23 protein-coding genes and 1 riboswitch are annotated in these 23,002 nt (G+C 57.7%); of the genes, 8 read left to right on the forward strand and 15 right to left on the reverse strand.

Features of this window, described 5'->3' with window-relative positions:
• Positions 1-72 precede the first annotated feature (72 nt).
• A protein-coding gene (locus OEU85_RS05410) for an IS5 family transposase (RefSeq protein ID WP_262689381.1) occupies positions 73-848 on the forward strand; the annotation gives its coding sequence in 2 pieces (ribosomal slippage) (positions 73-388 and positions 388-848; 777 coding nt in all).
• Positions 849-1,118: 270 nt separating this feature from the next.
• On the opposite strand, the gene OEU85_RS05415 is transcribed toward OEU85_RS05410, so the two are convergent.
• The 6 genes from OEU85_RS05415 to OEU85_RS05440 all read right to left on the reverse strand — a co-directional run bounded on the left by OEU85_RS05415 (position 1,119) and on the right by OEU85_RS05440 (position 9,783).
• Positions 1,119-2,438 (reverse strand): PhoX family protein, encoded by a 1,320-nt coding sequence (locus OEU85_RS05415; protein ID WP_262690433.1) that lies wholly within the window; start codon positions 2,436-2,438, stop codon positions 1,119-1,121.
• Between the two features lie 147 nt (positions 2,439-2,585).
• Entirely contained in the window at positions 2,586-4,757 is a 2,172-nt protein-coding gene (gene katG / locus OEU85_RS05420; protein WP_262690435.1) for a catalase/peroxidase HPI, read from the reverse strand.
• A 192-nt stretch (positions 4,758-4,949) separates the two neighbouring features.
• The gene (locus OEU85_RS05425) at positions 4,950-5,381 is read right to left on the reverse strand and encodes a DUF3574 domain-containing protein (RefSeq protein ID WP_262690436.1); all 432 of its coding nucleotides are present in this window, start codon (positions 5,379-5,381) and stop codon (positions 4,950-4,952) included.
• Positions 5,381-6,697 (reverse strand): PhoX family protein, encoded by a 1,317-nt coding sequence (locus OEU85_RS05430; protein ID WP_262690437.1) that lies wholly within the window; start codon positions 6,695-6,697, stop codon positions 5,381-5,383. Before OEU85_RS05430 ends, OEU85_RS05425 begins: the two co-directional genes overlap by 1 nt.
• Before the next feature lie 557 nt (positions 6,698-7,254).
• Positions 7,255-9,093 carry a phosphomethylpyrimidine synthase ThiC gene (gene thiC / locus OEU85_RS05435; protein ID WP_262690438.1) on the reverse strand — a complete coding sequence of 613 codons (1,839 nt, stop codon included), beginning with the start codon at positions 9,091-9,093 and terminating at the stop codon, positions 7,255-7,257.
• Positions 9,089-9,214: riboswitch (TPP riboswitch) on the reverse strand. Its footprint overlaps the gene before it by 5 nt.
• A gap of 89 nt (positions 9,215-9,303) precedes the next feature.
• Positions 9,304-9,783, reverse strand: coding sequence for a GNAT family N-acetyltransferase (locus OEU85_RS05440; RefSeq protein ID WP_262690439.1), 480 nt, complete (start codon positions 9,781-9,783; stop codon positions 9,304-9,306).
• Positions 9,784-9,911: 128 nt separating this feature from the next.
• Here OEU85_RS05440 and OEU85_RS05445 point away from each other — a divergent pair, with 128 nt between their 5' ends.
• From OEU85_RS05445 to OEU85_RS05465, 5 genes are all read left to right on the forward strand, one after another.
• Positions 9,912-10,088 carry a hypothetical protein gene (locus OEU85_RS05445; RefSeq protein WP_262690440.1) on the forward strand — a complete coding sequence of 59 codons (177 nt, stop codon included), beginning with the start codon at positions 9,912-9,914 and terminating at the stop codon, positions 10,086-10,088.
• Between the two features lie 264 nt (positions 10,089-10,352).
• Positions 10,353-10,481, forward strand: a complete 129-nt coding sequence (locus tag OEU85_RS05450; protein WP_262690441.1) for a hypothetical protein — start codon at positions 10,353-10,355, stop codon at positions 10,479-10,481.
• Between the two features lie 66 nt (positions 10,482-10,547).
• Positions 10,548-10,994 carry a hypothetical protein gene (locus OEU85_RS05455; protein ID WP_262690442.1) on the forward strand — a complete coding sequence of 149 codons (447 nt, stop codon included), beginning with the start codon at positions 10,548-10,550 and terminating at the stop codon, positions 10,992-10,994.
• Between the two features lie 65 nt (positions 10,995-11,059).
• Positions 11,060-11,938 carry a hypothetical protein gene (locus OEU85_RS05460; protein WP_262690443.1) on the forward strand — a complete coding sequence of 293 codons (879 nt, stop codon included), beginning with the start codon at positions 11,060-11,062 and terminating at the stop codon, positions 11,936-11,938.
• 24 nt (positions 11,939-11,962) lie between these two features.
• Positions 11,963-12,247 (forward strand): hypothetical protein, encoded by a 285-nt coding sequence (locus tag OEU85_RS05465; protein WP_262690444.1) that lies wholly within the window; start codon positions 11,963-11,965, stop codon positions 12,245-12,247.
• A gap of 102 nt (positions 12,248-12,349) precedes the next feature.
• On the opposite strand, the gene rpsD is transcribed toward OEU85_RS05465, so the two are convergent.
• The 9 genes from rpsD to OEU85_RS05510 form a co-directional block, all read right to left on the reverse strand.
• Entirely contained in the window at positions 12,350-12,961 is a 612-nt protein-coding gene (gene rpsD, locus OEU85_RS05470; protein WP_262690445.1) for a 30S ribosomal protein S4, read from the reverse strand.
• A gap of 186 nt (positions 12,962-13,147) precedes the next feature.
• Positions 13,148-13,357: a hypothetical protein gene (locus tag OEU85_RS05475; RefSeq protein WP_262690446.1), complete on the reverse strand. Its 210-nt coding sequence runs from the start codon at positions 13,355-13,357 to the stop codon at positions 13,148-13,150.
• Positions 13,354-14,049, reverse strand: a complete 696-nt coding sequence (locus tag OEU85_RS05480; RefSeq protein WP_262690447.1) for a hypothetical protein — start codon at positions 14,047-14,049, stop codon at positions 13,354-13,356. Before OEU85_RS05480 ends, OEU85_RS05475 begins: the two co-directional genes overlap by 4 nt.
• Before the next feature lie 261 nt (positions 14,050-14,310).
• Complete coding sequence (locus OEU85_RS05485; protein WP_262690448.1) at positions 14,311-15,006, reverse strand: MBL fold metallo-hydrolase; 696 nt, start codon at positions 15,004-15,006, stop codon at positions 14,311-14,313.
• A gap of 15 nt (positions 15,007-15,021) precedes the next feature.
• A complete protein-coding gene (locus OEU85_RS05490; protein WP_262690449.1) occupies positions 15,022-15,621 on the reverse strand; it encodes a rhodanese-like domain-containing protein in 600 nt (199 codons plus the stop codon).
• Entirely contained in the window at positions 15,572-15,826 is a 255-nt protein-coding gene (locus tag OEU85_RS05495; protein ID WP_262690450.1) for a metal-sensitive transcriptional regulator, read from the reverse strand. Before OEU85_RS05495 ends, OEU85_RS05490 begins: the two co-directional genes overlap by 50 nt.
• A gap of 134 nt (positions 15,827-15,960) precedes the next feature.
• Positions 15,961-18,123, reverse strand: coding sequence for a methyl-accepting chemotaxis protein (locus OEU85_RS05500; RefSeq protein WP_262690451.1), 2,163 nt, complete (start codon positions 18,121-18,123; stop codon positions 15,961-15,963).
• A gap of 137 nt (positions 18,124-18,260) precedes the next feature.
• Positions 18,261-18,452 carry a hypothetical protein gene (locus OEU85_RS05505; RefSeq protein ID WP_262690452.1) on the reverse strand — a complete coding sequence of 64 codons (192 nt, stop codon included), beginning with the start codon at positions 18,450-18,452 and terminating at the stop codon, positions 18,261-18,263.
• A 1-nt stretch (position 18,453) separates the two neighbouring features.
• Positions 18,454-19,338 (reverse strand): NAD(P)-dependent oxidoreductase, encoded by an 885-nt coding sequence (locus OEU85_RS05510; RefSeq protein ID WP_262690453.1) that lies wholly within the window; start codon positions 19,336-19,338, stop codon positions 18,454-18,456.
• 141 nt (positions 19,339-19,479) lie between these two features.
• On the opposite strand from OEU85_RS05510, the gene OEU85_RS05515 reads away from it, so the two are divergent.
• Together OEU85_RS05515 and OEU85_RS05520 are read left to right on the forward strand one after the other, a co-directional pair.
• The gene (locus OEU85_RS05515; RefSeq protein WP_262690454.1) at positions 19,480-21,936 is read left to right on the forward strand and encodes a penicillin acylase family protein; all 2,457 of its coding nucleotides are present in this window, start codon (positions 19,480-19,482) and stop codon (positions 21,934-21,936) included.
• A 56-nt stretch (positions 21,937-21,992) separates the two neighbouring features.
• Complete coding sequence (locus tag OEU85_RS05520) at positions 21,993-22,901, forward strand: flagellar motor protein MotB (RefSeq protein WP_262690455.1); 909 nt, start codon at positions 21,993-21,995, stop codon at positions 22,899-22,901.
• Positions 22,902-23,002: the final 101 nt, after the last annotated feature.

The raw sequence follows: 23,002 nt of genomic DNA on the forward strand, positions 1-23,002 counted from the left end.
AAACTCATAAAAGGGATTCCCAAACAGGCGAAGATATGATTCAACGCTTCTCAAATCATTGAGGAGGTTTTGATGCGCCGCCGCCGGTATGAACTGACAGATTATGAATGGTCGATCATAGAGCCTTTGCTGCCGAACAAGCCGCGCGGGGTGCCTAGGGTGGATGACCGCCGGGTGATCAACGGCATCTTGTGGCGCTTTCGGGCGGGAACGCCGTGGGCAGACATTCCCGAAAGATATGGTCCCTACACCACCTGCTACAACCGGTTTGTCCGCTGGCGCAAGGCCGGGGTGTGGGACCGACTGTTCGAGGCGGTGAGCAAAGCCCATGACGGTGACATCATTATGATCGACAGCAGCTGTGTCCGTGTGCATCAACAAGGGGCCACGGCAAAAAGGGGGATCAGGACGATGGCTGCATGGGCCGTTCCCGGGGTGGACTGACCACCAAAATCCACGCCCTCGTCGATGCGGATGGTCTGCCGATCAGGCTTTCGCTGACTGCTGGACAGACCCACGACAGCAAACCGGCCCTTGATCTGATTGAGGACATCAAGGAGGAAGCGATCTTGCTCGCTGACAAAGCCTATGATACCGACGCGCTTCGTGCCTTCACCACAGCGCGCAGAGCTTGGGCCAATATTCCGCCAAAAGCCAACCGCAAGCAGTCCTTTACCTTCAGTAAATGGCTGTACCGACACCGTAATCTCGTCGAGCGTTTCTTCAATAAGCTCAAGCACTATCGGGGCATTGCAACGCGCTATGACAAAAACCCGGAGAATTTCCTCGCCGCTGTAAAACTGGCTTCAGTCTGTATCTGGTTGAAAAATTATGAGTCTACGACCTAGCCCAATTGATCTTTGAAGAAATCGCTGCTCAGACGCTCCCTGCTAATGAGAACTTGTGCCAGCTTGACCGCTTTTGTTCGCTGCTTCTGCACCTATCCTTTTTGAAGCAATCCTTTATACCGATTGCTGTACTATTGTTGCCCATTGTTATGTGCTGGCAGTTAGTTAAAAAAGCGCATAGTCCCTCAAAGGGAGGCGATAAGGAGCCTGTAGAAATGACGATTAGATCTACCAAAAAACCCACATCAAACATCCTTTAACGGCTCCCTCCTACCCCCGCAAGCTCTCCCACGGGCCTCTGATCGCCAGGGTGCGGCCGGGGTCTTTTTGTATGTTGGCGAACAGGGTTTTGCCGTCGGGCGAGAAGCAGGCACCGGCCCATTCGGAAATGTCGGTCGCGGCGATGTGGTATAGCTTGCCCTCGGGCGTCAGGCCGACAAGGCGCTGGCTGGTGAGGTCACAGTCTTCACAGATGATCAGGTCGCCCCATGGGCTGATGACGATATTGTCGGGCTTTTCAAGCGCACCGGGTGTGGTGGCTTCGAACACCAGCATCACCTGCCCGCCCGCGTCCGCGCTGTCACCGGGGATATATTTGAACACTTGGCCAATGCCTGCGGCCCCGCCCTGTGTGCAGGTGAAATAAAGGCCGTCTGGCGCTGTGACAATGCCCTCCCCGCGCACAAAAATAGCCGCGCCCTTGCTTTGGGCTTCACGGCGCAGGGTGTTGTCTTCGGGGTCTGGCTCGTCGATGGTGACCCATTCACACGCGTAAGGCTGGCCGGGCTGCATGGGTTCATCGGTGGTGTGCAGGCGGCCATCGGTGAATTTGAGCGCCTGCAGGGTGCCACCTTCGGCCAAGCGCCCGCCCACGCGCGGGATATAGCGGTAGAAACAGCCGTTCATGTCATCTTCGGTTTCATACACGGTGCCGTTGCCGTCAACCGCGATGGCTTCATGGTTGAAGCGGCCCATGGCCTTGATGGGTTCAATTTTTTTCAAGGGGTCCAGCGGGTTAACCTCAAAGGCGTAGCCGTGGCGCTTGCCCATTTCCCAGCCGCTGCCGCCCGCTTCCTCGCAGCTTACCCACGTGCCCCACGGCGTGATGCCACCCGCGCAGTTGCGGATAGTGCCCGTGAGGCTTAGGTGGTGTTTGATGACATTCAGCGCGTCATCCAGCCAGATGGTGGTGGTGCCGCCCGATGACGCCGGGTCATAGGCCATATCGGGCACCGGTGACGGCGGGTCCTTGGGGAAGAAAAGCGGCGTTTCATGGTTACGCACAAGGATGGTCTCCCCGTTCGGGCCTTTAAAGGCGCCCATGCCGTCATGATAGCCGGGCACCTCAAGGCCGTCTGACATCACCTCCCCCGCTTGTGAGATGATTTTATAGCTGAAGCCTTTGGGCAGGTCGCAAATACCGTTCGGGTCCGGCGTCAGGCCCGCCCCCAGGGTTTGCCGTGGCCCGCCACAGGCGCTGAGGCTCAGCAGTGTGGCAGCGAGGGTGCCGGGCATGGCCAGCGCACCAGTTGCCCCGGCCGCGCCTGCGACCGCGCCCAAAAACCCACGCCTGTTGAGTGTGTTTGTCATGTCTGTCCCCGCCTGTTTTTATTGGTTAAGGGGGCAGCATGCCCCGGTGGGCGTGCGGGCGTCAAGGTGGGCGTCAAAGTGGGGGTGAACGCAAATAAAAACCGGGCGCCAACGGTGAAGCCAGCGCCCGGTTTTAAAGCTGATTGATCACTTGAGGTCGAAACGGTCCGCGTTCATGACCTTCACCCATGCCTTCACAAAATCTGTGGTGAACTTTTCCGCACCGTCGTCTTGTGCGTAAAGCTCGGCAAAGGCGCGCAGAATGGCGTTTGAACCAATGACAAGGTCGATGCGCGTGGCTGTCCACTTCACAGCGCCTGTTGCGCGCTCCACCACGTCATAGAGATTTTCTCCCTTGGGTTTCCACGTGTAGGCCATGTCAGTCACGTTGACAAAAAAGTCGTTCGTCAGTGCGCCCTCGCGGTCTGTGAAAACACCGTGTTTGGTGCCGCCGTGGTTGGTGCCCATGGCCCGCATGCCCGCGATCAGCACGGTCATTTCATGCGCCGTGAGGCCCATCAGTTGCGTGCGGTCCAGCAGCAGTTCCTCCGGGCTGACGTTATAGTCTTCCTTCAGCCAGTTGCGGTAACCGTCGTGGATCGGCTCCAGCACATCGAAGGAGGCCGCGTCGGTCATCTCATCGGTGGCATCGCCCCGGCCCGGCGTGAACGGCACGCTCACATCGCGCCCGGCCGCCTTGGCCGCACGCTCAATACCCACGCTGCCGCCCAGTACGATGACATCAGCCACGCTGGCACCGGTTTCCGCCGCGATGGCCTCATAGACCTTCAGCGCCTTGGCCAGCCGTTCTGGCTCGTTGCCTGCCCAGTCCTTCTGCGGGGCAAGGCGGATGCGGGCGCCATTGGCGCCGCCGCGCATGTCTGAACCACGGTAGGTGCGGGCGCTGTCCCACGCGGTGCTCACAAGCTCGGCCACGCTCAGGTCGCTGGCGGCGATTTTGTCCTTCACCGCATCCACGTCATAACCGGTGGAGCCAGCGGGGATCGGGTCCTGCCAGATAAGGTCTTCCTGCGGTACGTCCGGCCCGACATAGCGCACACGTGGCCCCATATCGCGGTGTGTCAGCTTGAACCACGCGCGGGCGAATGTTTCGCGGAAATAATCCGGGTCGGCGCGGAACCGCTCCGATATCTTGCGGTAAGCCGGGTCTTTGATCATCGCCATGTCGGCGTCTGTCATGATCGGGTTATAGCGGATGGACGGGTCTTCGACATCAACCGGTTTATCTTCCTCGGCAATGTCCGCGGGTTCCCACTGCCATGCGCCAGCCGGGCTTTTTTTCAGCTCCCACTCGTGGCCGAACAGCATGTCGAAATAACCGCCGTCAAACTTGGTGGGGTGTGTTGTCCACGCGCCTTCAATGCCGCTGGTGACCGTGTTGCGCCCGATGCCGCGACCCTTTTTGTTGATCCAGCCAAGGCCCTGGTCTTCAAGCGGTGCGCCCTCCGGGTCTGGCCCAAGGTCGCCCGCGTCGCCGTTGCCGTGGCATTTACCCACGGTGTGACCACCGGCGGTGAGCGCCACGGTTTCCTCGTCATCCATCGCCATACGGGCGAAGGTTTCACGCACGTCATGGGCGGTGCGCAGTGGGTCCGGGTTGCCGCCCACGCCTTCGGGGTTCACATAGATAAGGCCCATCTGCACCGCAGCCAGCGGGTTTTCAAGGCTCGTGCGGTCGTCGCCGTCTTCGTCATAGCGCGTGGCGCCCAGCCATTCGTCTTCCGAGCCCCAGTAAGTGTCTGTCTCAGGGTGCCAGATATCCTCGCGGCCAAAGGCGAAGCCGTAAGTTTTAAGCCCCATGCTCTCATAAGCGATGGTACCCGCCAGCACGATAAGGTCGGCCCAGCTGATTTTGTTGCCGTATTTTTTCTTGATCGGCCACAACAGGCGGCGGGCCTTGTCGAGATTGACGTTATCGGGCCAGGAGCTGAGCGGCGCAAAGCGCTGGTTGCCGGTACCCGCGCCGCCGCGACCGTCCGCCATGCGGTAGGAGCCCGCCGCGTGCCACGACATGCGGATCATCAGGCCGCCATAATGGCCCCAGTCCGCCGGCCACCAGTCCTGACTGTCGGTCATCAGCGCGTGCAGGTCAGCCTTCAGGGCGGCGACATCAAGCTTCTTGAGTTCTTCACGGTAATTAAAATCTGCCGACATCGGGTTTGACTTGATGTCATGCTGGTGCAGGATGTCGAAATTAAGCGCATTCGGCCACCAGCTCATGTTTGATTTACCGCTCGACGTGTGGCCATCGTGCATAACCGGGCATTTGCCGCCGGTGGTTTTGATCTTCTCATCCATGTTGTGCTCCAATCTCATATGGGCAGAACTGTCAGGCGGGCATACCATGCCACCGCCCCGTTCTTTCATGAAACCAAGCTACTATAGCACAGACGCGGCGCTAAATTTGTTTATTGAATGACTTCAAACGAGGTGTTCGATCAGACATCAGCATAACGCGGCAATGTGGCGGCAGCGAGGGGCGCGGTGCGCTCAGTCGTGGAAGCGGGTGCAGACAGTGCTGCTGGACTGCAGCACGGACTGCTGGCGAAAGCGCGAGCGGTAGGCGCTGGCGATGGCCGTAAGCTTTTCTGCGGCCTGCGCGCGCTCGGGCGTGGGGCTCAATACCTCCAGCACCTTGCTGTATTCGCGCTCAGTCGTGCCGCCCTCGTCACCACGCCAGTGGCCGGTGCCGTCCAGCACGGTGAAACCATTCGGGAAGCGCGGGGTAATCTCAGCGGTGACAAAATCAGCCCAGTCGGCTTCCGTCACCGCGTCAGGCTCCGGCTGGCCACCAATGCTGCGGCCGAAATAGAGGCGGGATTCGGTGAAGCCCTCCTCCCCCGGCAGGCAGGACGGCGCGGCCATGCAGCCACTGAGCAGCAGCATAAGGGCTGCCGCGACCGTATGGTGGCGGCGCAGCATCAAGCCCTCAGGCTTTGCCATGGGCCACGGATGGCGATGGTGCGGCCGGGGTCCTTCTGGATATTGGCAAAAAGGGTGCGCCCGTCCGCCGAGAAACAGGCCCCCGCCCATTCGGAAATGGTGGTGCCCGCGATGTGGTAAAGCCGCCCGTCCGGCGTCAGGCCCACAAGGCGCTGGCTGTCCTGGTCGCAGTCTTCACATATAATCAGGTCGCCCCAGGGGCTCATGACTATATTGTCCGGCATTTCAAGCGCCCCGGCGACGGTGGCCTCGAACACCAGCATGACCTGCCCGCCCTCATCGGGTGTGGAACCGGGGATATATTTGAATATCTGGCCAAGGCTTTCGCGCCCGCCTGAGGTGCAGGAGAAATAGATGCCGTCGGGTGCTGTCACGATACCCTCCCCACGCACAAAAATCGCCGCGCCCTTGGTCTGCGCGTCCTCAGCCACAGTGTTCTCATCCGGGTCCGGCTCGTCGATGGTGACCCAGTCGCACGCGTAGGCGCGGCCGGGCTCCAGCGGTTCGTCGGTCGTGTGTTTGCGGCCATTGGTGAACGCAAGCGCCTGCAAGGTGCCGCCCTCCATCAGCCGCCCGCCGGTGCGCGGGATATAGCGGTAGAAACAGCCCTCTGTGTTGTCCTCGGTCTCATAGACCACACCGCTGCCGTCCACCGCGATGGCTTCATGGTTGAAGCGGCCCATGGCCTTGATCGGCTCAATGCGCATCAGCGGGTTCATCGGATCCACCTCAAAGGCGTAGCCGTGGCGTTTGCCCATTTCCCAGCCGTCATACCCCGCTTCCTCGCAGCTCACCCACGTGCCCCACGGCGTTATGCCGCCGGAGCAGTTGCGGATGGTGCCCGTCAGGCTGAGGTGATGTTTGAGCACATTGAGGTCGCCGTCGAGCCAGATGGTCGTGGTGCCGCCTGCGGACGCAGGGTCATAGGCCATATCCGGCACCGGTGACGGCGGGTCCTTGGGGAAAAAGAGCGGCATTTCATGGTTGCGCACCAGAATGGTCTCGCCATCCGGCCCCTCAAACGCGCCCATGCCGTCATGATACTCGGGCACCTCAAGGCCGTCTGACATGATTTCACCGGCCATGGAAATGACCTTGTAGGTGAAACCCTCGGGCAGGTCGACAATGCCATTGGGGTCAGGTTTCAGGCCCGGCCCAAGCTTCGGCTGCTCAGCACTGCCGCACGCCGACAGACTCAGAAGCGTGGCGCCCAAGGTGCCCGGCACCAGCATCGCCCCGCCCGTGCCCGCCACCGCAGCCAGAAACCCGCGCCTGTTGAGTGTATTCACCGTCATCCCCTCCCCCATACAAAAAGACCGGCATGGTGCCCCGGCATTCTCATCCGTCCAGGCGGCGGACCAAACGGACTAACCACCCGGCTTTCGATACACTGGAAATATGAACGAAGTCGCGGTAGTCGCAAACAAAACAACAACTAGGAATACAAGAAAGGACGGCCCACCCCCATCAACACAAGTTGCAAATAGATGCCAAACTAGGCCGCCAGCGATCATAAAGAGAGGCCCGTACAGGAAAAAGGAAGCTATAAACTCACTGAAACGCTTCAATTTCATACGTATCCAACCATCATAGACGTTCTTGCTACCAACAGGCAGATAAGGCGCGTATTTTTTTCGAAGCCAAATATACACCGCGTACACCACCAAACCCGACAACAGCAGCAGGTCCACCTTATCAAAGGTCACAAATACCCGGCAATCCGCCATACCCTGATAAATCCAATTCCCAAAACCGAGCTCAAGTCACAAATTCTAACAGCCCGATAAACATTAAAAGACCGGGGCAGATTGCCCCGGTCTTCTCATTCTCGTCAAGCGTGTAAGGGGGAAACCTACTCCGCCGCTTCAACTTCTTCGGCTGGCAGGTAGATGTCGGCGCCGCGTTTTTTGAATTCTTCGGACATCTGCTTCATGCCGGTCTCCGCCTCTTCCTTTTGGGCAGCGAAATCGCGTACTTCCTGGGTGATTTTCATCGAGCAGAACTTCGGACCGCACATGGAGCAGAAGTGCGCCACTTTGTGCGCTTCCTTGGGCAAGGTCTGGTCGTGATACTGCCTCGCGGTTTCGGGGTCGAGGCTCAGGTTGAACTGGTCTTCCCAGCGGAACTCAAACCGTGCGCGGCTTACCGCGTCATCCCTGAGCTGCGATGCCGGGTGGCCCTTGGCCAAATCTGCCGCGTGGGCGGCGAGTTTGTAGGTGATCACACCCACTTTCACGTCGTCCCTGTCCGGCAGGCCAAGGTGTTCCTTCGGCGTGACGTAACACAGCATCGCGGTGCCGTACCAGCCGATCTGTGCCGCGCCGATGGCGGACGTGATGTGGTCATAGCCTGGTGCGATATCGGTTGTGAGTGGCCCGAGGGTATAAAACGGCGCTTCATGGCAGTGCTTGAGTTGCTCTTCCATGTTTTCCTTGATCTTGTGCATGGCCACGTGGCCGGGGCCCTCAATCATCACCTGCACGTCGTGCTTCCATGCCATTTTGGTGAGCTCACCCAGCGTGCGCAGTTCGGCGAACTGAGCTTCGTCGTTGGCGTCCGCAATACTACCCGGACGCAGGCCATCGCCAAGGGAGAAGGCCACGTCATACTGCTTCATGATTTCGCAGATGTCTTCAAAGTGGGTGTAGAGGAAGCTTTCCTTATGGTGCGCGAGGCACCATTTCGCCATGATCGAACCACCGCGTGACACGATACCGGTCACACGCTTGGCGGTCAGGTGAATGAACGGCAGGCGCACACCGGCGTGAATGGTGAAATAGTCAACGCCCTGCTCACACTGCTCAATCAGCGTATCGCGGTAAATCTCCCACGTCAGGTCTTCGGCGACGCCGTCCACCTTCTCGAGCGCCTGATAGATCGGCACTGTGCCGATGGGCACCGGCGAGTTGCGCATGATCCATTCACGGGTGTTGTGGATGTTGCGGCCGGTCGAGAGGTCCATCACCGTATCCGCGCCCCAGCGTGTAGCCCATACCATTTTGTCCACCTCTTCCGCGATGGAAGAGCTGACAGCCGAGTTACCGATATTGGCGTTGATTTTAACGAGGAAATTGCGGCCGATGATCATCGGCTCGGTTTCCGGGTGGTTGATGTTGTTGGGGATAATGGCGCGGCCTGCGGCGATCTCGTCGCGCACAAATTCCGCCGTGATATAATCCGGTATATTGGCGCCCATCGGGTCACCGTCGCGCTTCAGCTTTTCCTTCATCACCTTGCGGCCAAGGTTTTCGCGCACCGCGACATATTCCATCTCAGGCGTGATCAGGCCTTTGCGGGCATAGTGCATCTGGCTGACGTTGGCACCTGCTTTTGCCCGCAAGGGGCGGTTGCGCACGGGGAATTCAGGCGCCAGATAGTCGCCTTCCACCTTACCGTTATCCTCAGGCTTGATCTCGCGGCCTTCGTATTCCTCCACGTCGCCGCGGCCTTCGATCCACGTCCGGCGCAGCGGCTTGAGGCCTTCGTAGATGTCGATCTCCGCCGTGGGGTCCGAGTATGGGCCGGATGTGTCATACACCCGCACCGGCACTTCGTTGGCGCTGGGGTGCAGGTGGATTTCGCGCATTGGCACGCGGATGGTGGGGTCCAGTTCCGACCGTACATAAATCTTTTTCGAACCCGGCAGTTCGCCGGTCGTGACATTAAAATTCTGGTTAGCTGTATCAGGCATATGATTGCTCCGTCCCTTGCGCTGGTGTTAGCCAGATCAGGTTCTAAGGGTCTCTGCGCCGGGCGCAGACTCTCAGCCGCACATGCTGAAATGCATATGGCAGGCTCCCCTCGGAACGCGGTTTATAGTGTGCCCTTATGTACGCGCACCACGCCGCCCCCGCAAGCGGTTTCGGGTAAAGTCAGCACGGCCAAGCGGTACACGCAGGGGCTATAGTTGCTTGATGAACTGATATTCCGTGGTGTTCGAGCTGTCGTGCAGGTCGCGGGTTTCCGGCTGTTTGACATAGCCTTCGCGCTCATAGAAGCGGTGCGCACGTGAAAAACGCGTGTCGGACCATAGCTCCATGGACTTTGCACCACGAGTGCGAGCGCGGTCCTCGGCGTATTGCAAAAGCTTGAGCCCCATGCCGCCACCACGCAGATCCGCGCTCAGATAGATGCGCTTGAGCTGAAAGCGCGAGCCTTCAAGCGGACAATAGGAAACACAGGCGAGCAATTTACCGCCCCCCTCGACCACAAAAGCCTCACCTTCCACGCTGGCCATATAGCTGGCATAGGCGCGCAGGTCGCTGTCGAGACCGTCAGGTTCAATATGAACACCGTCATATTCGGCGAAAATCCCACCAATGAGGGTGATAAGCCCCTCTGCGTCATCGTCCCGAACGGGCCTGAGCGTTGTGTCTGTCACCGGTATATGTCCCTTGCTTCACCAAGCTTCCCTCCAGATACATGAGTACCTGCCCATAGTAAACCGGTGATGGCGTCGCCATATGTATACAGCGGCAAGTTGATGCCGCCCTTCAGAAAGGACATATAATGTCCCAAGCTCCACACCCATCCACGACGACCATCGCTGATGCACCAACAACCGCAGAAGCCGAAACAATGGCAGAATACGGCATCGTGCATTCAACGGTAAATTACTACCAGCTTGGCGATTTTCGCTATACCTCGCTCAAGGACGCGGTTGCACAAGCCAAACGCACCAACTGATCCCGCCGCCAGAATTTAACCCGTAAAAACTCAGGCACCCGAACCTTGTGCCGCCCCCTGCGCCCGGGCTGTTCATCATGTCCGTTGGCGCAGGGGTTATTTGCGCGCGTCCTGCTATTGATCATAAATAAAAAATAATATTAATTTATTGCACAAAATAAATATTGCACTTTTATTTTAAAATTCTGGCAACTATTGAAATAATTATAAAAATAACCATATAAATAGACGAGATTATTACTTAATTTTTAAAGGACCGGAAAAATGACTTACAAAGACCTTTTCAAGAAAAAAACAGATGCCACACAGAAGCCTCCTGTTGTCAAAGCAGCCGTAGTCGACGCCAAAGCCAAAGAAGCACCGGCCAAAAGCACCACTGCCGCGCCCAAGTAAATCGCACTGCAAGTAAACCGCACTGGGAGGGAACTTTCCCTCCCGCTGCCGGTCTGGACAAAGAAAATGACGAGCCGCTCCATAGAACGCACAGTAACCTTCAAAAACGACTTCAAAGTGCGGGGGTATAAAAGACCCCTGCCCGCCGGTGTCTACCAAACAGAAACCGAGGAAGTCTTGCTGGAAGGTTCTATCACGCCAGCCTATCGGCGCTATCAAACCACGCTGCGCCTACAGCCTGAGCGTCCGGGCATTGAGGAATATCTGACCCTGAGCCCCGGCGAGTTTGACGCTGCAATCCTGCGGGATCACGCGCTGGCGAAGGCTGAAGAGGACAAAGCAACAGAAGCTCGCACGCTCCGCCTTGAGAGGGAAGCCCAAAAATCGGCCGACCTGCTCGCCGTTGAGAGTGGCGAAGAAGAAGGCATGCTATGGATGGCCGAAGAGCCAGACCGACCGCCGCCTTTCGGCTTCGAGGAATTTACCTCCAGCGGCTATAAAGACCCCGACTGACTATATTCGCCTGCGCGTATCTAATGCCCACCCGGCATGGAACCACAGGCCATTAAGGACAAAAAATGACCTTCCCTTCGCACCTGCGCAACGGTGTGATGGTCACGCTGACCATTCTTTTGTTGCTGCTCTACGCCAGCGCCGCCGCGGTAGCCGGCCCGCCGCCTGAAAATGGCCACACCGATGCATATGGCCGCGGCTGGAGCTGCAATGATGGGTTCCAGCGTTCGTCAGACGCATGTGTCGCCGTCATTACCCCCGTCAATGCCTACCTCACCGGCATGACATATGGACAAGGCTGGGCCTGCCGGCACGGCTACCTTGAAAATGGCAAGAATTGCGAGGCCATCAAACTGCCCGCAAATGCCTATATTTCCGAAAACAATTATGGCGCGGGCTGGAAGTGTGAGCGCGGTTATTCTTCCACCGGAGATATGTGCACACCGATCAACATTCCCGCCAATGGCTACCTGACAGACGCGAGCTACGGCGCGGAGTGGGCTTGCGAGCGCGGTTTTCGCGCCACCGACAATAGCTGTGAGGCCATACCGGTGCCCGCAAATGCCTATTTGTCACCCTCCACCTATGACCGGGGCTGGGAATGTGAACGCGGCTACCGCGCAGTACGCGACACCTGTGCCCTTATCAAGGTGCCAAAAGACGGTTATCTGACCGACCAAAGCTTTGGCACCGGCTGGAAGTGTAACCGGGGTTATCGCGCCACCGACACAGATTGCCTTGAGATCAAAATCCCGCGTCACTCCCATCTGGTTGACAATATTTACGACAAAGGCTGGGAATGCGACCGGGGATACATGGAAGCGGGCCAGACCTGTGTGACCGTCGAAATGCCGAAAAATGCCCACCTTGATTATCGTGGCAACGACTGGACATGCGAAAAACCCTACCGACGCCAACAGAACCAATGTGAGCTACCCGGATAAAATCGCCAGCACGGCAAAGGCAAGATGATGACACAGACCCGACAAAACAAGACCCTTGGGACCCCGGCACGCGTCACCCCCGAACGACAGCCAACCAACAAAAGGCCGGGCGCTGACAGTACACTGCGGCCGGGATGGGATGTTCCCAAATCGCGGGAATGCCTGATGTGTCATACGCCGTTCGACAGTGCATGGTCGGGCGAACGCCTGTGTAAGCCGTGTAAGCAGAAACAAACCTGGCGCAACGGCATGGCGGCAACCCCCAGCAGCTACCAGCAAGGCCGCGGCGGTGCAAAAGGCCGAAGCTGACCAGCGCCCAAAAACTTCCCATGATATAAAAAGGCCGCCGGGCATTTGCCCGGCGGCCTTTCCAATAATGTCCAGTGCCTTCGTGTGGCCCTGCCCCCGCGATTAACGGGAGTAGAATTCCACAACAAGGTTCGGTTCCATGATAACCGGGTACGGTACTTCGTCGAGCGACGGGATACGTACGTAGGTTGCTTTGAAACCGTCTACGGAAATGTATTCAGGCAGTTCACGCTCTGGGCTTTGGCCTGCTTCGATCACCATCGGTACTGCGCGGGATTTTTCGCGGACTTCCACGACATCACCAGCTTTCAGCAGACGGGATGGGATGTTACAGCGCTTGCCGTTCACGAGCACGTGGCCGTGGTTTACAAACTGACGCGCGGAAAACACGGTTGGTACGAACTTCGCACGGTATACAACCGCGTCAAGACGACACTCAAGAATACCGATCAGGTTTTCACCGGTATCGCCGCGGCGACGCACAGCTTCGTCATAATAGCGACGGAACTGTTTTTCGGTGATGTTGCCATAGTAACCCTTGAGCTTCTGTTTGGCACGAAGCTGGATACCGAAGTCAGACAGCTTGCTTTTGCGGCGCTGACCGTGTTGACCCGGACCGTATTCACGGTTGTTCACTGGGGACTTTGCACGGCCCCAGATGTTTTCGCCCATACGGCGGTCAATTTTATATTTCGCTTGGATACGCTTGGACATGCGAATCGCTCCTTTCAAATAAGCGCCACGGGCGGCGTGCTGTCCGAAAACAATGGCACTATGTTGCCCGTGCGGCCAAAGGTCACTATTGCCCCGGCCATTCATTAACGGGCGGGTGGTATAGCGATTGCGGGTACTTGTCAACTAAAATGCGCAGTTTCATGCGGCTTTTAGCGCCACGGCCTTTCAGGGAGCTTCGCCCTCGGCCTCTGTGGGTTCTGCTGGCGCTCTCGCCTTCAGCGCACGGAACCCGACACTGGCAAGTTCCACCACGCCGACGCAGATAAAATACAGCGCAAAGGTCGCGGCTTCCGAGAGGTTGAAATCCAGCCACCAATGAATGCCGGCTGCAATCAGAATACCGATAAGGCCCGGCAAGCCAAACTTCTTGATCATTCGTCATCCTCCCCCATAAACCAGCTTGAGAAGGCCACAAGCCCCGGCCCGATGCTTTCCAGCATCTCCGTGATCGCGACCTTGAGGCGGTCAACGTCCCAGCCGTTGTCCCATAGCTCGGGGGTTTGCACCACGTCCCGCTTCCACTTGGCCATCAGCGTCTCGATATTCTCGCGGCTATCAACACCGGAAAGGTCGAGGACAAGGGCAAGCGAACCGTCCTTGCCCCTTTCTTCCGCAGGGGTCCACGCCAGCAAAAACGGCCCGCGTCCATTAAGTGCCGGTTTGTCGGCGGAACGGCGTGCCGCCTCGATGGCGATGTCCGCGGTATCAAGGCCGTAACCTTCAACAGCGTCCGCACAGTCATCATCAGCCAACAGCTCACTGCGTTTTTTATTGTTGAGGTTCGCGGCGTGATACTCGTCTTCAAGCGGCCACAAGGTAACAAAACGCTTGCCGGGTTGCCCCGCCATATCACCCACTGATGAGAATGTCGTGACGTAAACCTCACAGATCATATGTAAGCGGGCACCTGCATCACCACCAACGGCGATCTGCGGCAAGGCAAGATAAGCCACACCGTCTACCGACAAGCTGGCAGCGGCGGCCGGCCCAATGAAGTTACGAACCGCATAATAGGGGATTGAGGGCGAGGACAGGTCTACGCTGGGCGGCGGCCCGGCTACAAGCACCTCTTCGGGCTCCGGCTCTCCTTCTATAGGAGGTGGCGGAGTTGGAGGAGGAGGTGGTGGTGGCGGTGCGTCAATCTCAGGTACGGAAGCTGGCCCCCGACCACCATTTTGGTCGGTTGCACAAGCGCACAGGCACAACACCAGTGCCGATATAAATATAATCTTCATGGTTCCCCCAGGCAGAGCCTCGCAGACAAACTCTGAACCCGGCACCATTATAACGCCTTTAGCTGCATTTTCGCAACCCAAGGAAAAACAGGCTCACCCACGCCCGCATTCAAGGTTTGCCGGCACCGCCACATCCATGAATTTTGGGGGTGGCATCTTGAGGTTACCCATCAGCTCCACGTAGGCCGCCTTGTCCGCCACCTGCAGGCGCGGGTTGTGGACGCGTTCCTCCGCGATCCGGCTTTCGTTCATGCCTTTATAGTCATGAGCCGGGTAGACAATGGTATCATCCGGCAGCGCAAGCAGCTTGCCAAACAGGCTGTCATACTGCGCCCCCGCGTCTCCGTTCTGGAAATCGGTGCGTCCCGACCCGCGGATCAGCAACGTGTCCCCCGTAAATACCAGGCGCTTGCCGTCCGCCTCCAGATAATAGCTGTAGCTGTCATCCGTGTGGCCCGGCGTGGCCAAGGCCTTCAGGTGACAGGAGCCAAAAGTAATAGCTTCCCCATCCGTCACAAAGCGTGACACGCACGCGGCCTTCGAGCCTTCACCATGGATTGTCACGGCACCCAGTTCATCCCTTAACGCGCCAAGCGCTGTCACATGGTCCGCGTGCACATGGGTATCAATGGCATACTTCAGCGTCAGGTCGTATTCGTCCATAAGGCGCTGGTACAGGCTCATCTGGTCCAGCACCGGGTCGATGATGACCGCCTCGCGGCTTTGTTCGTCAGCCAGCAGATAGGTGAAGGTCCAGCTGTCATGGTCAAAAAGCTGCCGGAAAAACATTGCCCTCTCCTTCCCTCATGCGTTGTTCCACGGCATGCGCGCCAGCAGCATGCCCATCGCACAAGTGTTGGTCATGCCCGCAAACGTCAGCCCCGCGCCCACAAACCCGGAGAGCAGGTAAAACGCCGGCGCGATAAACCAGCCCAGCAGCACACCAAGCACCACAAGCCCGCCCGCTGTAATGCGCACCTGGCGCTCAAGCGATATGACTGTGGCGGTGGTGTCATTGACCGCGACACCGCAGGCGACACAAGCATCGGTGCCACCCTCGACGACCACAATATCGCGTGTCGTGGTGGGCGCGAGCACCTCGGCCGCCTTTTGCGCCCGGCCACCAGCCTTGCAGAGCACATAGATCGGCTCATCATTGCCGCCAACACCCTGAAGTACCTCACCCGGCGCAAGGTCCTGCAGCGGATAGTGCTTCGCGCCCTGCACATGGCAGGCGGTGTATTCAGCGCCGGTGCGCACATCAATCACATGACGCGCGCCGTTCTTACCACGCAGCTCTTTGAATTCTGCTGCTGGAATTTTCTTGAGGTTGTTCATGACACCCACACTCCGTTCACGCGTATTTGCTGATGAGTTGCCCGAGATCGTCGAGGCTGCTTTCATCACCGGCTCTGATGTGCGCCTCCACCATGCACGCGAGCATGGTGTGCCCCGCCTTGTCGAGCGCCTTCCTTGCCGCGCTCATCTGCTGCGCCACCTTCTCGCAGTCCGGCGCGTCCGCGCCCATCATCTTCTGAATACCGCGAAGCTGTCCTTCGATACGCGCCAAGCGGTTGATCATCGCCGTTCTGTCTTTGTCACCGATCATGGGATCACCTTTTAAATACTATGCCCCCTATAGTATAATGACGAAGATAAAAATATCAAGGGGCAGCCCGTGCCACCCCTTGAAAACCACTCCCGCATAATGCAATCAGCCTTATCGCACCACGCTCTGCTTGTTTATGCAGCCCGTATCTTGACCAGGAAGTCGCTAATCCGCGTGCTCATGGCAGCGGATTGGTCCACAAGCTGGTTTGCGGACGACAACACTTGTGTCGCTGCCGCCCCGGTGGTCTGGGCCGCTTCGCTGACACCCTGAATGTTGTTGGTGACATCGTCAGTGCCGGCAGCGGTTTGCTGAACGGTGGTTGCGATCTCATTGGTCGCGGCGCCCTGTTCTTCCACAGCAGCCGCAATCATCGCCGAGATTTCGCTCATCGACGCAATGGTCTTGTTGATACCCAGAATAGAAGTAACCGCTTTTTCGGTTTCCGTCTGGATTTCAAGAACCTGCGCGCTGATTTCATCTGTAGCCTTGGCGGTTTGCTGCGCCAGCGCCTTGACCTCTGACGCCACAACAGCAAAGCCTTTGCCTGCGTCACCCGCCCGTGCCGCCTCAATGGTGGCATTGAGGGCTAACAGGTTGGTTTGCTCCGCAATCTCGTTGATGAGTTCAACAACAGCACCAATTTTCGACGCAGCCTCAGCAAGGCCCGTGATACCTTCATCAGCGCTTTGACCTTCCTGAACCGCGCTCTGCGCAAGCTGGGAACTCGAAGCCACCTGACGGCTGATCTCCTGAATGGAGGCTGAAAGCTCCTCCGCGCTGGTCGCAACAGCCTGCACATGCGCGCCAGTCTGCTGGGCGGCGGCCGCAACAACCGCCGACTGCGTTCCGGTTTCTTCCGCAGTCGATGACATGAGGCCTGCAGTTTCCCGAAGTTCGGACCCAGCGTTTTCGAGTACACTCAAAGTCTCGGATACCGAGGTATCAAAATCACGGATCAGGCCATCAACATAGGCTTGGCGCTTCCGCTCAGCCTCGACCTGAGCCGCTTTTTCCTGCTCATCCAGGATGCGTTGACGCTTTTCCTCTTCCTCACGTTCCTTTTCTTCGTGAACACGTACAAGTTCCTGCGCTTGCAGTTCCTTGTTTTCCACCAGTTTCATGCGGAAGACTTCCAGACCCGCAGCAACCTGGCCGATTTCGTCTTTGCGGCCCTGCCCTTCGATTTCGATGTCGAGATCATCTTCCGACAACGAGGAAACATTGCGGGTGATTGCCTGGATAGGCCCAGCGATACCGCGCCCGATAAACGTGGCAGCCACACTACCAAGAATTACCGCAACAATGGAGATAACCACAGTCAGGATCAAACCTAGCTGAAGCCGGTCGCTGATCTCGGGCCCGATGGTGTCCTGGTAGGCCTTTACCGACTGCTGCATCTGACTGATGGATTCGCTAATTTTGGGGCCAACGACATCCAACCCGTCGACCAAAAGCACGCGGCGCTGATCCAGCAGTCGCTTCATGTCGCTGGCTGCGCCTAGGTATTTTTTGGCATCTGCCGCAATTTTTGCCACTTTGGCTTTTGAACTATCTGGCTGTATTACCCGAGCTAACTGCGTCAAATGCGCTTCTGTTTCATCCTCCGCAGCAGCGAAAGCATCAAAATCTTGCTGGCTGGCTGTCACGAGCAGGCGGTTGGCGTAAAGCCGCATAGCAGCGAGGGAAACCAGCGCGTCATCAGCGGCGCGGCTGGCTTCAATAGCCTTCGCGGCGCGCGTCTCCTCCACCACTGACTTCAATTGGACAACGAGGAAAGGCCCGAGCACGTCGAGTTGAGATTTCGCAAGACTGTCAATTGCCCGCTGCGCCACGACGATTTTATCGAACGTCGCGATATATTCGTCCATCTCTGCGGCCATTTCGACCGATTCTGCGCGGATATCGCCAACACCAGCAGCGTTTTCATCATCGGTCAGGAGCGAAAGCAATTTGTCATTCAAACTCGCCATCTGCTCCGCCCTGTCTTTCACTTGGGAAATGGACGTTTCCGACGCGGAAATCACAAAGTCCTTCACCGCAACACGTGTTGCGAGGAGTGTTGCCTGCACATTGCCGATGATCACTGACTGCCGCGCTACACCGCGATAGGTGGAAAATCCACTTTCCCCGACAAACAACTGCGTACCAACAATGAGCAATACAAGGGTATAGAGACCAATGATGCTACCAAATGCCACCGCGATCTTGCGCGCGATGCTGAGATTACTGAATTTGTTCATGGATGTATTTGGCAGCTTCCGTTGCCTCGCACCGCTGCGAAACTGAACGTGCATCGCCCCTTCCTCAAGAGTACCCCCGGCGTTAAATCCCTCTATATGGACCAACTGGTTAAGGATGGATTAAAATGCAGCCGTTATCGGTACGATTTTCGGATGTCCGTTCGAGAAGCGGGAAAAGAGTGAGGCGAAAGTCAATCTGGTGAACGATGTATTCGGTATTTGAGTGCAATGCCACCAACAACCAGCCAGTAGACCACGAGCGCGCCAAGGTACCAGTAGCGATACGCATCGATAAAAAGAAAGAGAGCAAAAAATAGGCTGAGGTAGACCCCCGCATGAATGAGGAAGTCTACCGATATGCCTTTGGGATCAATATCCCGCACCCTACCCCCGGAAGCGGCGGATGAGGCTTGAGGTGTCGTTGCGCTTACCGCCCATTTTCTGCACGTCGCAGTAAAACTGGTCGACAAGCGCGGTGACGGGCAGCGAGACACCCATGCTGCTGGCCTCACTCAGCACGATACCGAGGTCCTTGCGCATCCAGTCGACCGCGAAGCCGAAGTCGAACTTGCCGTCGATCATGGTGGAGGCGCGGTTTTCCATCTGCCAGCTTTGCGCGGCCCCTTTGGAGATCACGTCCACAACCGCCTTGGCGTCCAGCCCGGCTTCCATGGCAAAATGCAAGGCTTCCGAAAGCCCCTGCACGACACCCGCAATACAGATCTGGTTGACCATTTTGGTCAGTTGACCCGCCCCTGCATCACCCAGCAACTTGACGGATTTGGCGAAGGCCTGCATCACTGGCTCCGCGCGCTCGAACGCGGCCTTGTCGCCACCGCACATCACGGTAAGCGCGCCGTTCACGGCACCCGCTTCACCACCCGAGACAGGGGCATCAATGAATGTCAGCCCGGCTTTCGTAGCCGCCACAGCCATTGTGCGCGCGCAGTCGGCGGACGCGGTGGTATGATCCACAAAAATCGCACCTTCTGTCATGGCGGCGAAGGCTCCGTCCGGGCCGACACATACCTGTGCCACGTCCTTGTCCGCACCAACACAGGCAAACACAATATCGGCGTCCGCTGCCGCGCCCGCAGGCGTGGGCGCGGTGAAAAGCTCACCTTCCGCGTCATCCGCATAAGTCTCGAGCCACTTTTCGGCCTTGTCAGCGGTGCGGTTATAGACCGTGACATTATGTCCCGCACGGGCAAGATGCCCTGCCATCGGAAAGCCCATAACCCCAAGGCCGATAAATGCTACATTCGCCATAATCGATTTCCTTCCTGCGCTGCTGCTCTTTTAACCAGACTTGACCGTCCAGTATGTAAGATGCTTGATACGGTTCGGCTAACTTCGTAAGCGCCAGATGGCGCCATGTCCAGTGGGCAGTTCAGGGGGAGACTAAAAAGCATGCGTGCACTGAAATTCTGGTCACTTGTTGTGGGTTCACTCATTATCCTTATCGGCCTGCTGGGCACGGCATGGCTTCGGAGCAGCCTGCCGCAAATGGACGGCATCCTTGAACTTGAAGGCCCTTCAGCCCCCATCACCATCGCCCGCCATGCCCACGGCATCCCCCATATTGGCGCCGCACAGGATAACGATCTTTATTTCGGCATGGGCTATGTGCACGCGCAGGACCGCCTGTGGCAGATGGAAATGAACCGCCGCATTGGCCATGGCCGGGTGGCCGAGGTGCTGGGCGAAGCGGGGCTTGGGTTTGACAGATATTTCCGCACGCTTGGCTTCACCGAAGCGGCGGAAAGCGCACTTGCTGGCCTGGATAGTGAAACCAGGGCATCGCTTGAGGCTTATGCCGCCGGTGTGAACGCCTATATTGACACCCACAAGGGCGCGTGGCCGCCTGAGTTTATCCTGACCGGGACAACACCGACGCACTGGTCACCGGTCGACACTCTGGTGTGGCAGAAGATGATGTGGCTGGATCTTTCGGGCAACATGCGGTCTGAGCTGGCGCGGGCACGCCTGCTGGCCAAACTCAGCCCCGCGCATGTGCACAGCATCTACCCAAGCTATCCCGGCGAAGTGGAAACACCCCTACCCGAACTAGGCGCGCTTTACGGCGAAACCGATATTGAAAGCGCCATCGCGCTGGTCGGCGAGGAAAAACCCGAAGGGTACGGCTCCAACAACTGGGTCGTGGACGGCAGCCATACCAAAAGCGGCAAACCGCTGCTTGCCAATGACCCGCACCTGGGGCTGACCACACCAAGCATCTGGTATCTGGTGCGGCTCAATAACACCACAACAGGTGAAAACCTTGTGGGCGTCAGCTTCCCCGGCACACCGTCGATCATCCTGGGCCGCAACGACAAGATCGCCTGGGGCTTCACCAACACCGCGCCCGATATTCAGGATTTGTATCTTGAGAAGGTTCTGAACGACGGTAAACAATATCTGACGCCGGACGGGCCTGCCGACTTTGTCATCCGCACAGAGGTCATCAAGGTGAAGGATGGCGAGGACGTCATGCTCGAAGTTAAGGAGACCCGGCATGGGCCGGTGGTTTCCAACGTGTTGGGTGACAACACAGATTTTGTACGCGACGGGTATGTGCTGGCGCTCCGCTGGACCGCACTGAATAGTGAGGATACCGCGCCCACGGGCCTCGCCAAACTGGGCAAGGCGCAGGATTTTGAAAGCTTCAAAGCGGCGGGCCAGCATTATTTTGGCCCGGAACAGAACATGATCTACGCCGACACCGAGGGTAATATCGGCTATTACGCCCCTGCCCTTGTGCCTGTGCGCAAACCGGAAAATGAGATTATGGGTCGCGTGCCATCGCCCGGCTGGCTCGCGAAATATGACTGGGACGGTTATGTGCCGTATGACGAACTGCCAACACGCTATAATCCCGAAAGCGGCGTTATCGCCACCGCCAATGAAAAGATCGTGGACGGCGACTACCCGCACTATATTACCCGAGACTGGGCCCTGCCCTACCGCGGCAACCGTATCCGGGCCGAGCTTGAGAGTGTCCCGCACCATGACCGCAGCACCTTCAAGGCGTTGCATCATGATGTCACCTCCGACATGGCCCGGGATATAATCACGGTGCTGAAGCCGCATCTCAAGGGCCTGAACCCGGCGGCAGACGCGATGCTGCGCTGGGATGGCACCATGGATGCCCGCCGCACCGAGCCGCTGATCTTTCATGAATTCATGCGCACCTATCAGCGCCTCATGATGGCCGATGAACTGGGTGATCTGGCGGATGACTTCAAAAGCATACGACCCCGCCTTGTTCGTGACAGCCTTTATTATGATCTGCCTGAAGCTGCCCGCCCTGACCTGACGGCGGATTATTACCATCTCTCCCCCATCCCCGAGGATGAGGCAGGCCTGTGGTGTGACGACGTGACAACAAACGGCAAGGAAACCTGTGGTGAACTGGTAAAAACCGCCTTCGATGAAACAATGAAGACGCTGGCGACGCGAAATACGGGTGACTGGGAGACATGGCAGTGGGGGCACGAACATACCCTGACACAAAGCCACAGGCCGATGAGCGAGGTCGCCCCACTGGCGCGGTTCTTCGAGATCAAGACCCCCATCGCGGGCAGCCGCAACACCATCAATGTGGCCGGTGTAAGCGAAAACCCAGGCAGCCTGAACGCTTCGACCTTCGGCCCAAGCTATCGTGGTATTTTTGATCTGTCGGACCTTGATGCGTCGCTCTATGTGCTGCCAACCGGCCAGTCAGGCAACCCGCTGTCCGACAAATACGATGACCTGTTCCCGCTGTGGCGCAGCGGGAATTATATCACCATCCCTGCAAACGCCCCGGTCACAAAAGGCGCCAGACACACGCTGGTTATTAACCCGGCTTCAACAGATTCACCTTAACATAAGGTTTTGAAGCGACTATTGTGACCCGCAGGTGAGCAGCATGGGAGATACAGGTGGCGAAAAAAGACGACAATGACGTCCGCCCCATCATCAAAAAGGTGAAAAAAGTTTCAGGCGGCGGCCATCATGGCGGCGCCTGGAAAGTGGCCTATGCCGACTTTACCACCGCGATGATGGCTTTCTTCATGTTGCTGTGGCTTTTGAATGTGGCCCCGCCCGAGACGCTCGCGGGACTTGCGGACTATTTTTCCCCAACGACTGCGGCTGTGTCCGGCCGTACGGGCGCTGATGCCGTAAACGCACCATCAAGCGATGCCATCGGTTCCAACCCGTCACCGATCGTCGCCATCAGCGTGCCTGGGCCGCCGCAAAGCGGTCCCCAGCAGGGTAACAAGACAGGCTCATCGGAAGACGGAGCATATGGTGACAAGCTAGCGGAGCGCATCAAAGCTCAGGAAGACGCCGCCTTTCAGGAATTGCAGGAGAAACTTCGGCTTGCAATCCAGCAGTCCCCTGAGCTGGCCAAGGTGTCAGACCAGTTGATCATGGAAGTGACCGAAGAAGGCATGAAAATCCAGCTGATCGACAAGGATCGGCGCGCCATGTTCAAATCCGGCACCGACGAGCTTTATGATTTTGCCAAAAAAATGCTTGAGGAGATCGGCAAGTCAATTCAGACCCTGCCTAACCGGGTAACCATCCTTGGTCACACTGATGGCAGCGTCTATTTTGGCCCGACAGGCGAAACCAACTGGGAATTAAGTTCAGGCCGTGCCAATGCCGCGCGTCGGGAACTCGACACTTCCGGCGTATCAACAGACCGCATTTCAGAAGTCATTGGCAAAGCAGGTACCGACCCCTTGTACCCCGACCAGCCTAACCGGACGGAAAACCGCCGCATCACTATTCTGGTGCTGCGGGAAGCCCCCGTCGTGCCACCAAACCTGACCAACGAAAACTAGGCGCAGCCATAGCCACCCCGGCTCAAAAATAAAATTGTCTTGTCCCGTCCCCGGCTGGGCTGTAACAATTTTGATGTAGTTGAATCACTGCACGGCGCAAA

This window comes from Kordiimonas aestuarii, from assembly GCF_025574465.1.
Taxonomy (GTDB): Bacteria; Pseudomonadota; Alphaproteobacteria; order Sphingomonadales; family Kordiimonadaceae; genus Kordiimonas; species Kordiimonas aestuarii.

Bases quoted from the DNA above. Each gene is read 5' to 3' on its own strand.
- OEU85_RS05415 (WP_262690433.1), bottom strand. From the start codon at position 2,438: ATGACAAACACACTCAACAGGCGTGGGTTTTTGGGCGCGGTCGCAGGC.
- katG (WP_262690435.1), bottom strand. From the start codon at position 4,757: ATGGATGAGAAGATCAAAACCACCGGCGGCAAATGCCCGGTTATGCAC.
- OEU85_RS05425 (WP_262690436.1), bottom strand. From the start codon at position 5,381: ATGCTGCGCCGCCACCATACGGTCGCGGCAGCCCTTATGCTGCTGCTC.
- OEU85_RS05430 (WP_262690437.1), bottom strand. From the start codon at position 6,697: ATGACGGTGAATACACTCAACAGGCGCGGGTTTCTGGCTGCGGTGGCG.
- thiC (WP_262690438.1), bottom strand. From the start codon at position 9,093: ATGCCTGATACAGCTAACCAGAATTTTAATGTCACGACCGGCGAACTG.
- OEU85_RS05445 (WP_262690440.1), top strand. From the start codon at position 9,912: ATGTCCCAAGCTCCACACCCATCCACGACGACCATCGCTGATGCACCA.
- OEU85_RS05450 (WP_262690441.1), top strand. From the start codon at position 10,353: ATGACTTACAAAGACCTTTTCAAGAAAAAAACAGATGCCACACAGAAG.
- OEU85_RS05455 (WP_262690442.1), top strand. From the start codon at position 10,548: ATGACGAGCCGCTCCATAGAACGCACAGTAACCTTCAAAAACGACTTC.
- OEU85_RS05460 (WP_262690443.1), top strand. From the start codon at position 11,060: ATGACCTTCCCTTCGCACCTGCGCAACGGTGTGATGGTCACGCTGACC.
- OEU85_RS05465 (WP_262690444.1), top strand. From the start codon at position 11,963: ATGATGACACAGACCCGACAAAACAAGACCCTTGGGACCCCGGCACGC.
- rpsD (WP_262690445.1), bottom strand. From the start codon at position 12,961: ATGTCCAAGCGTATCCAAGCGAAATATAAAATTGACCGCCGTATGGGC.
- OEU85_RS05475 (WP_262690446.1), bottom strand. From the start codon at position 13,357: ATGATCAAGAAGTTTGGCTTGCCGGGCCTTATCGGTATTCTGATTGCA.
- OEU85_RS05485 (WP_262690448.1), bottom strand. From the start codon at position 15,006: ATGTTTTTCCGGCAGCTTTTTGACCATGACAGCTGGACCTTCACCTAT.
- OEU85_RS05490 (WP_262690449.1), bottom strand. From the start codon at position 15,621: ATGAAAGCAGCCTCGACGATCTCGGGCAACTCATCAGCAAATACGCGT.
- OEU85_RS05495 (WP_262690450.1), bottom strand. From the start codon at position 15,826: ATGATCGGTGACAAAGACAGAACGGCGATGATCAACCGCTTGGCGCGT.
- OEU85_RS05500 (WP_262690451.1), bottom strand. From the start codon at position 18,123: ATGCACGTTCAGTTTCGCAGCGGTGCGAGGCAACGGAAGCTGCCAAAT.
- OEU85_RS05510 (WP_262690453.1), bottom strand. From the start codon at position 19,338: ATGGCGAATGTAGCATTTATCGGCCTTGGGGTTATGGGCTTTCCGATG.
- OEU85_RS05515 (WP_262690454.1), top strand. From the start codon at position 19,480: ATGCGTGCACTGAAATTCTGGTCACTTGTTGTGGGTTCACTCATTATC.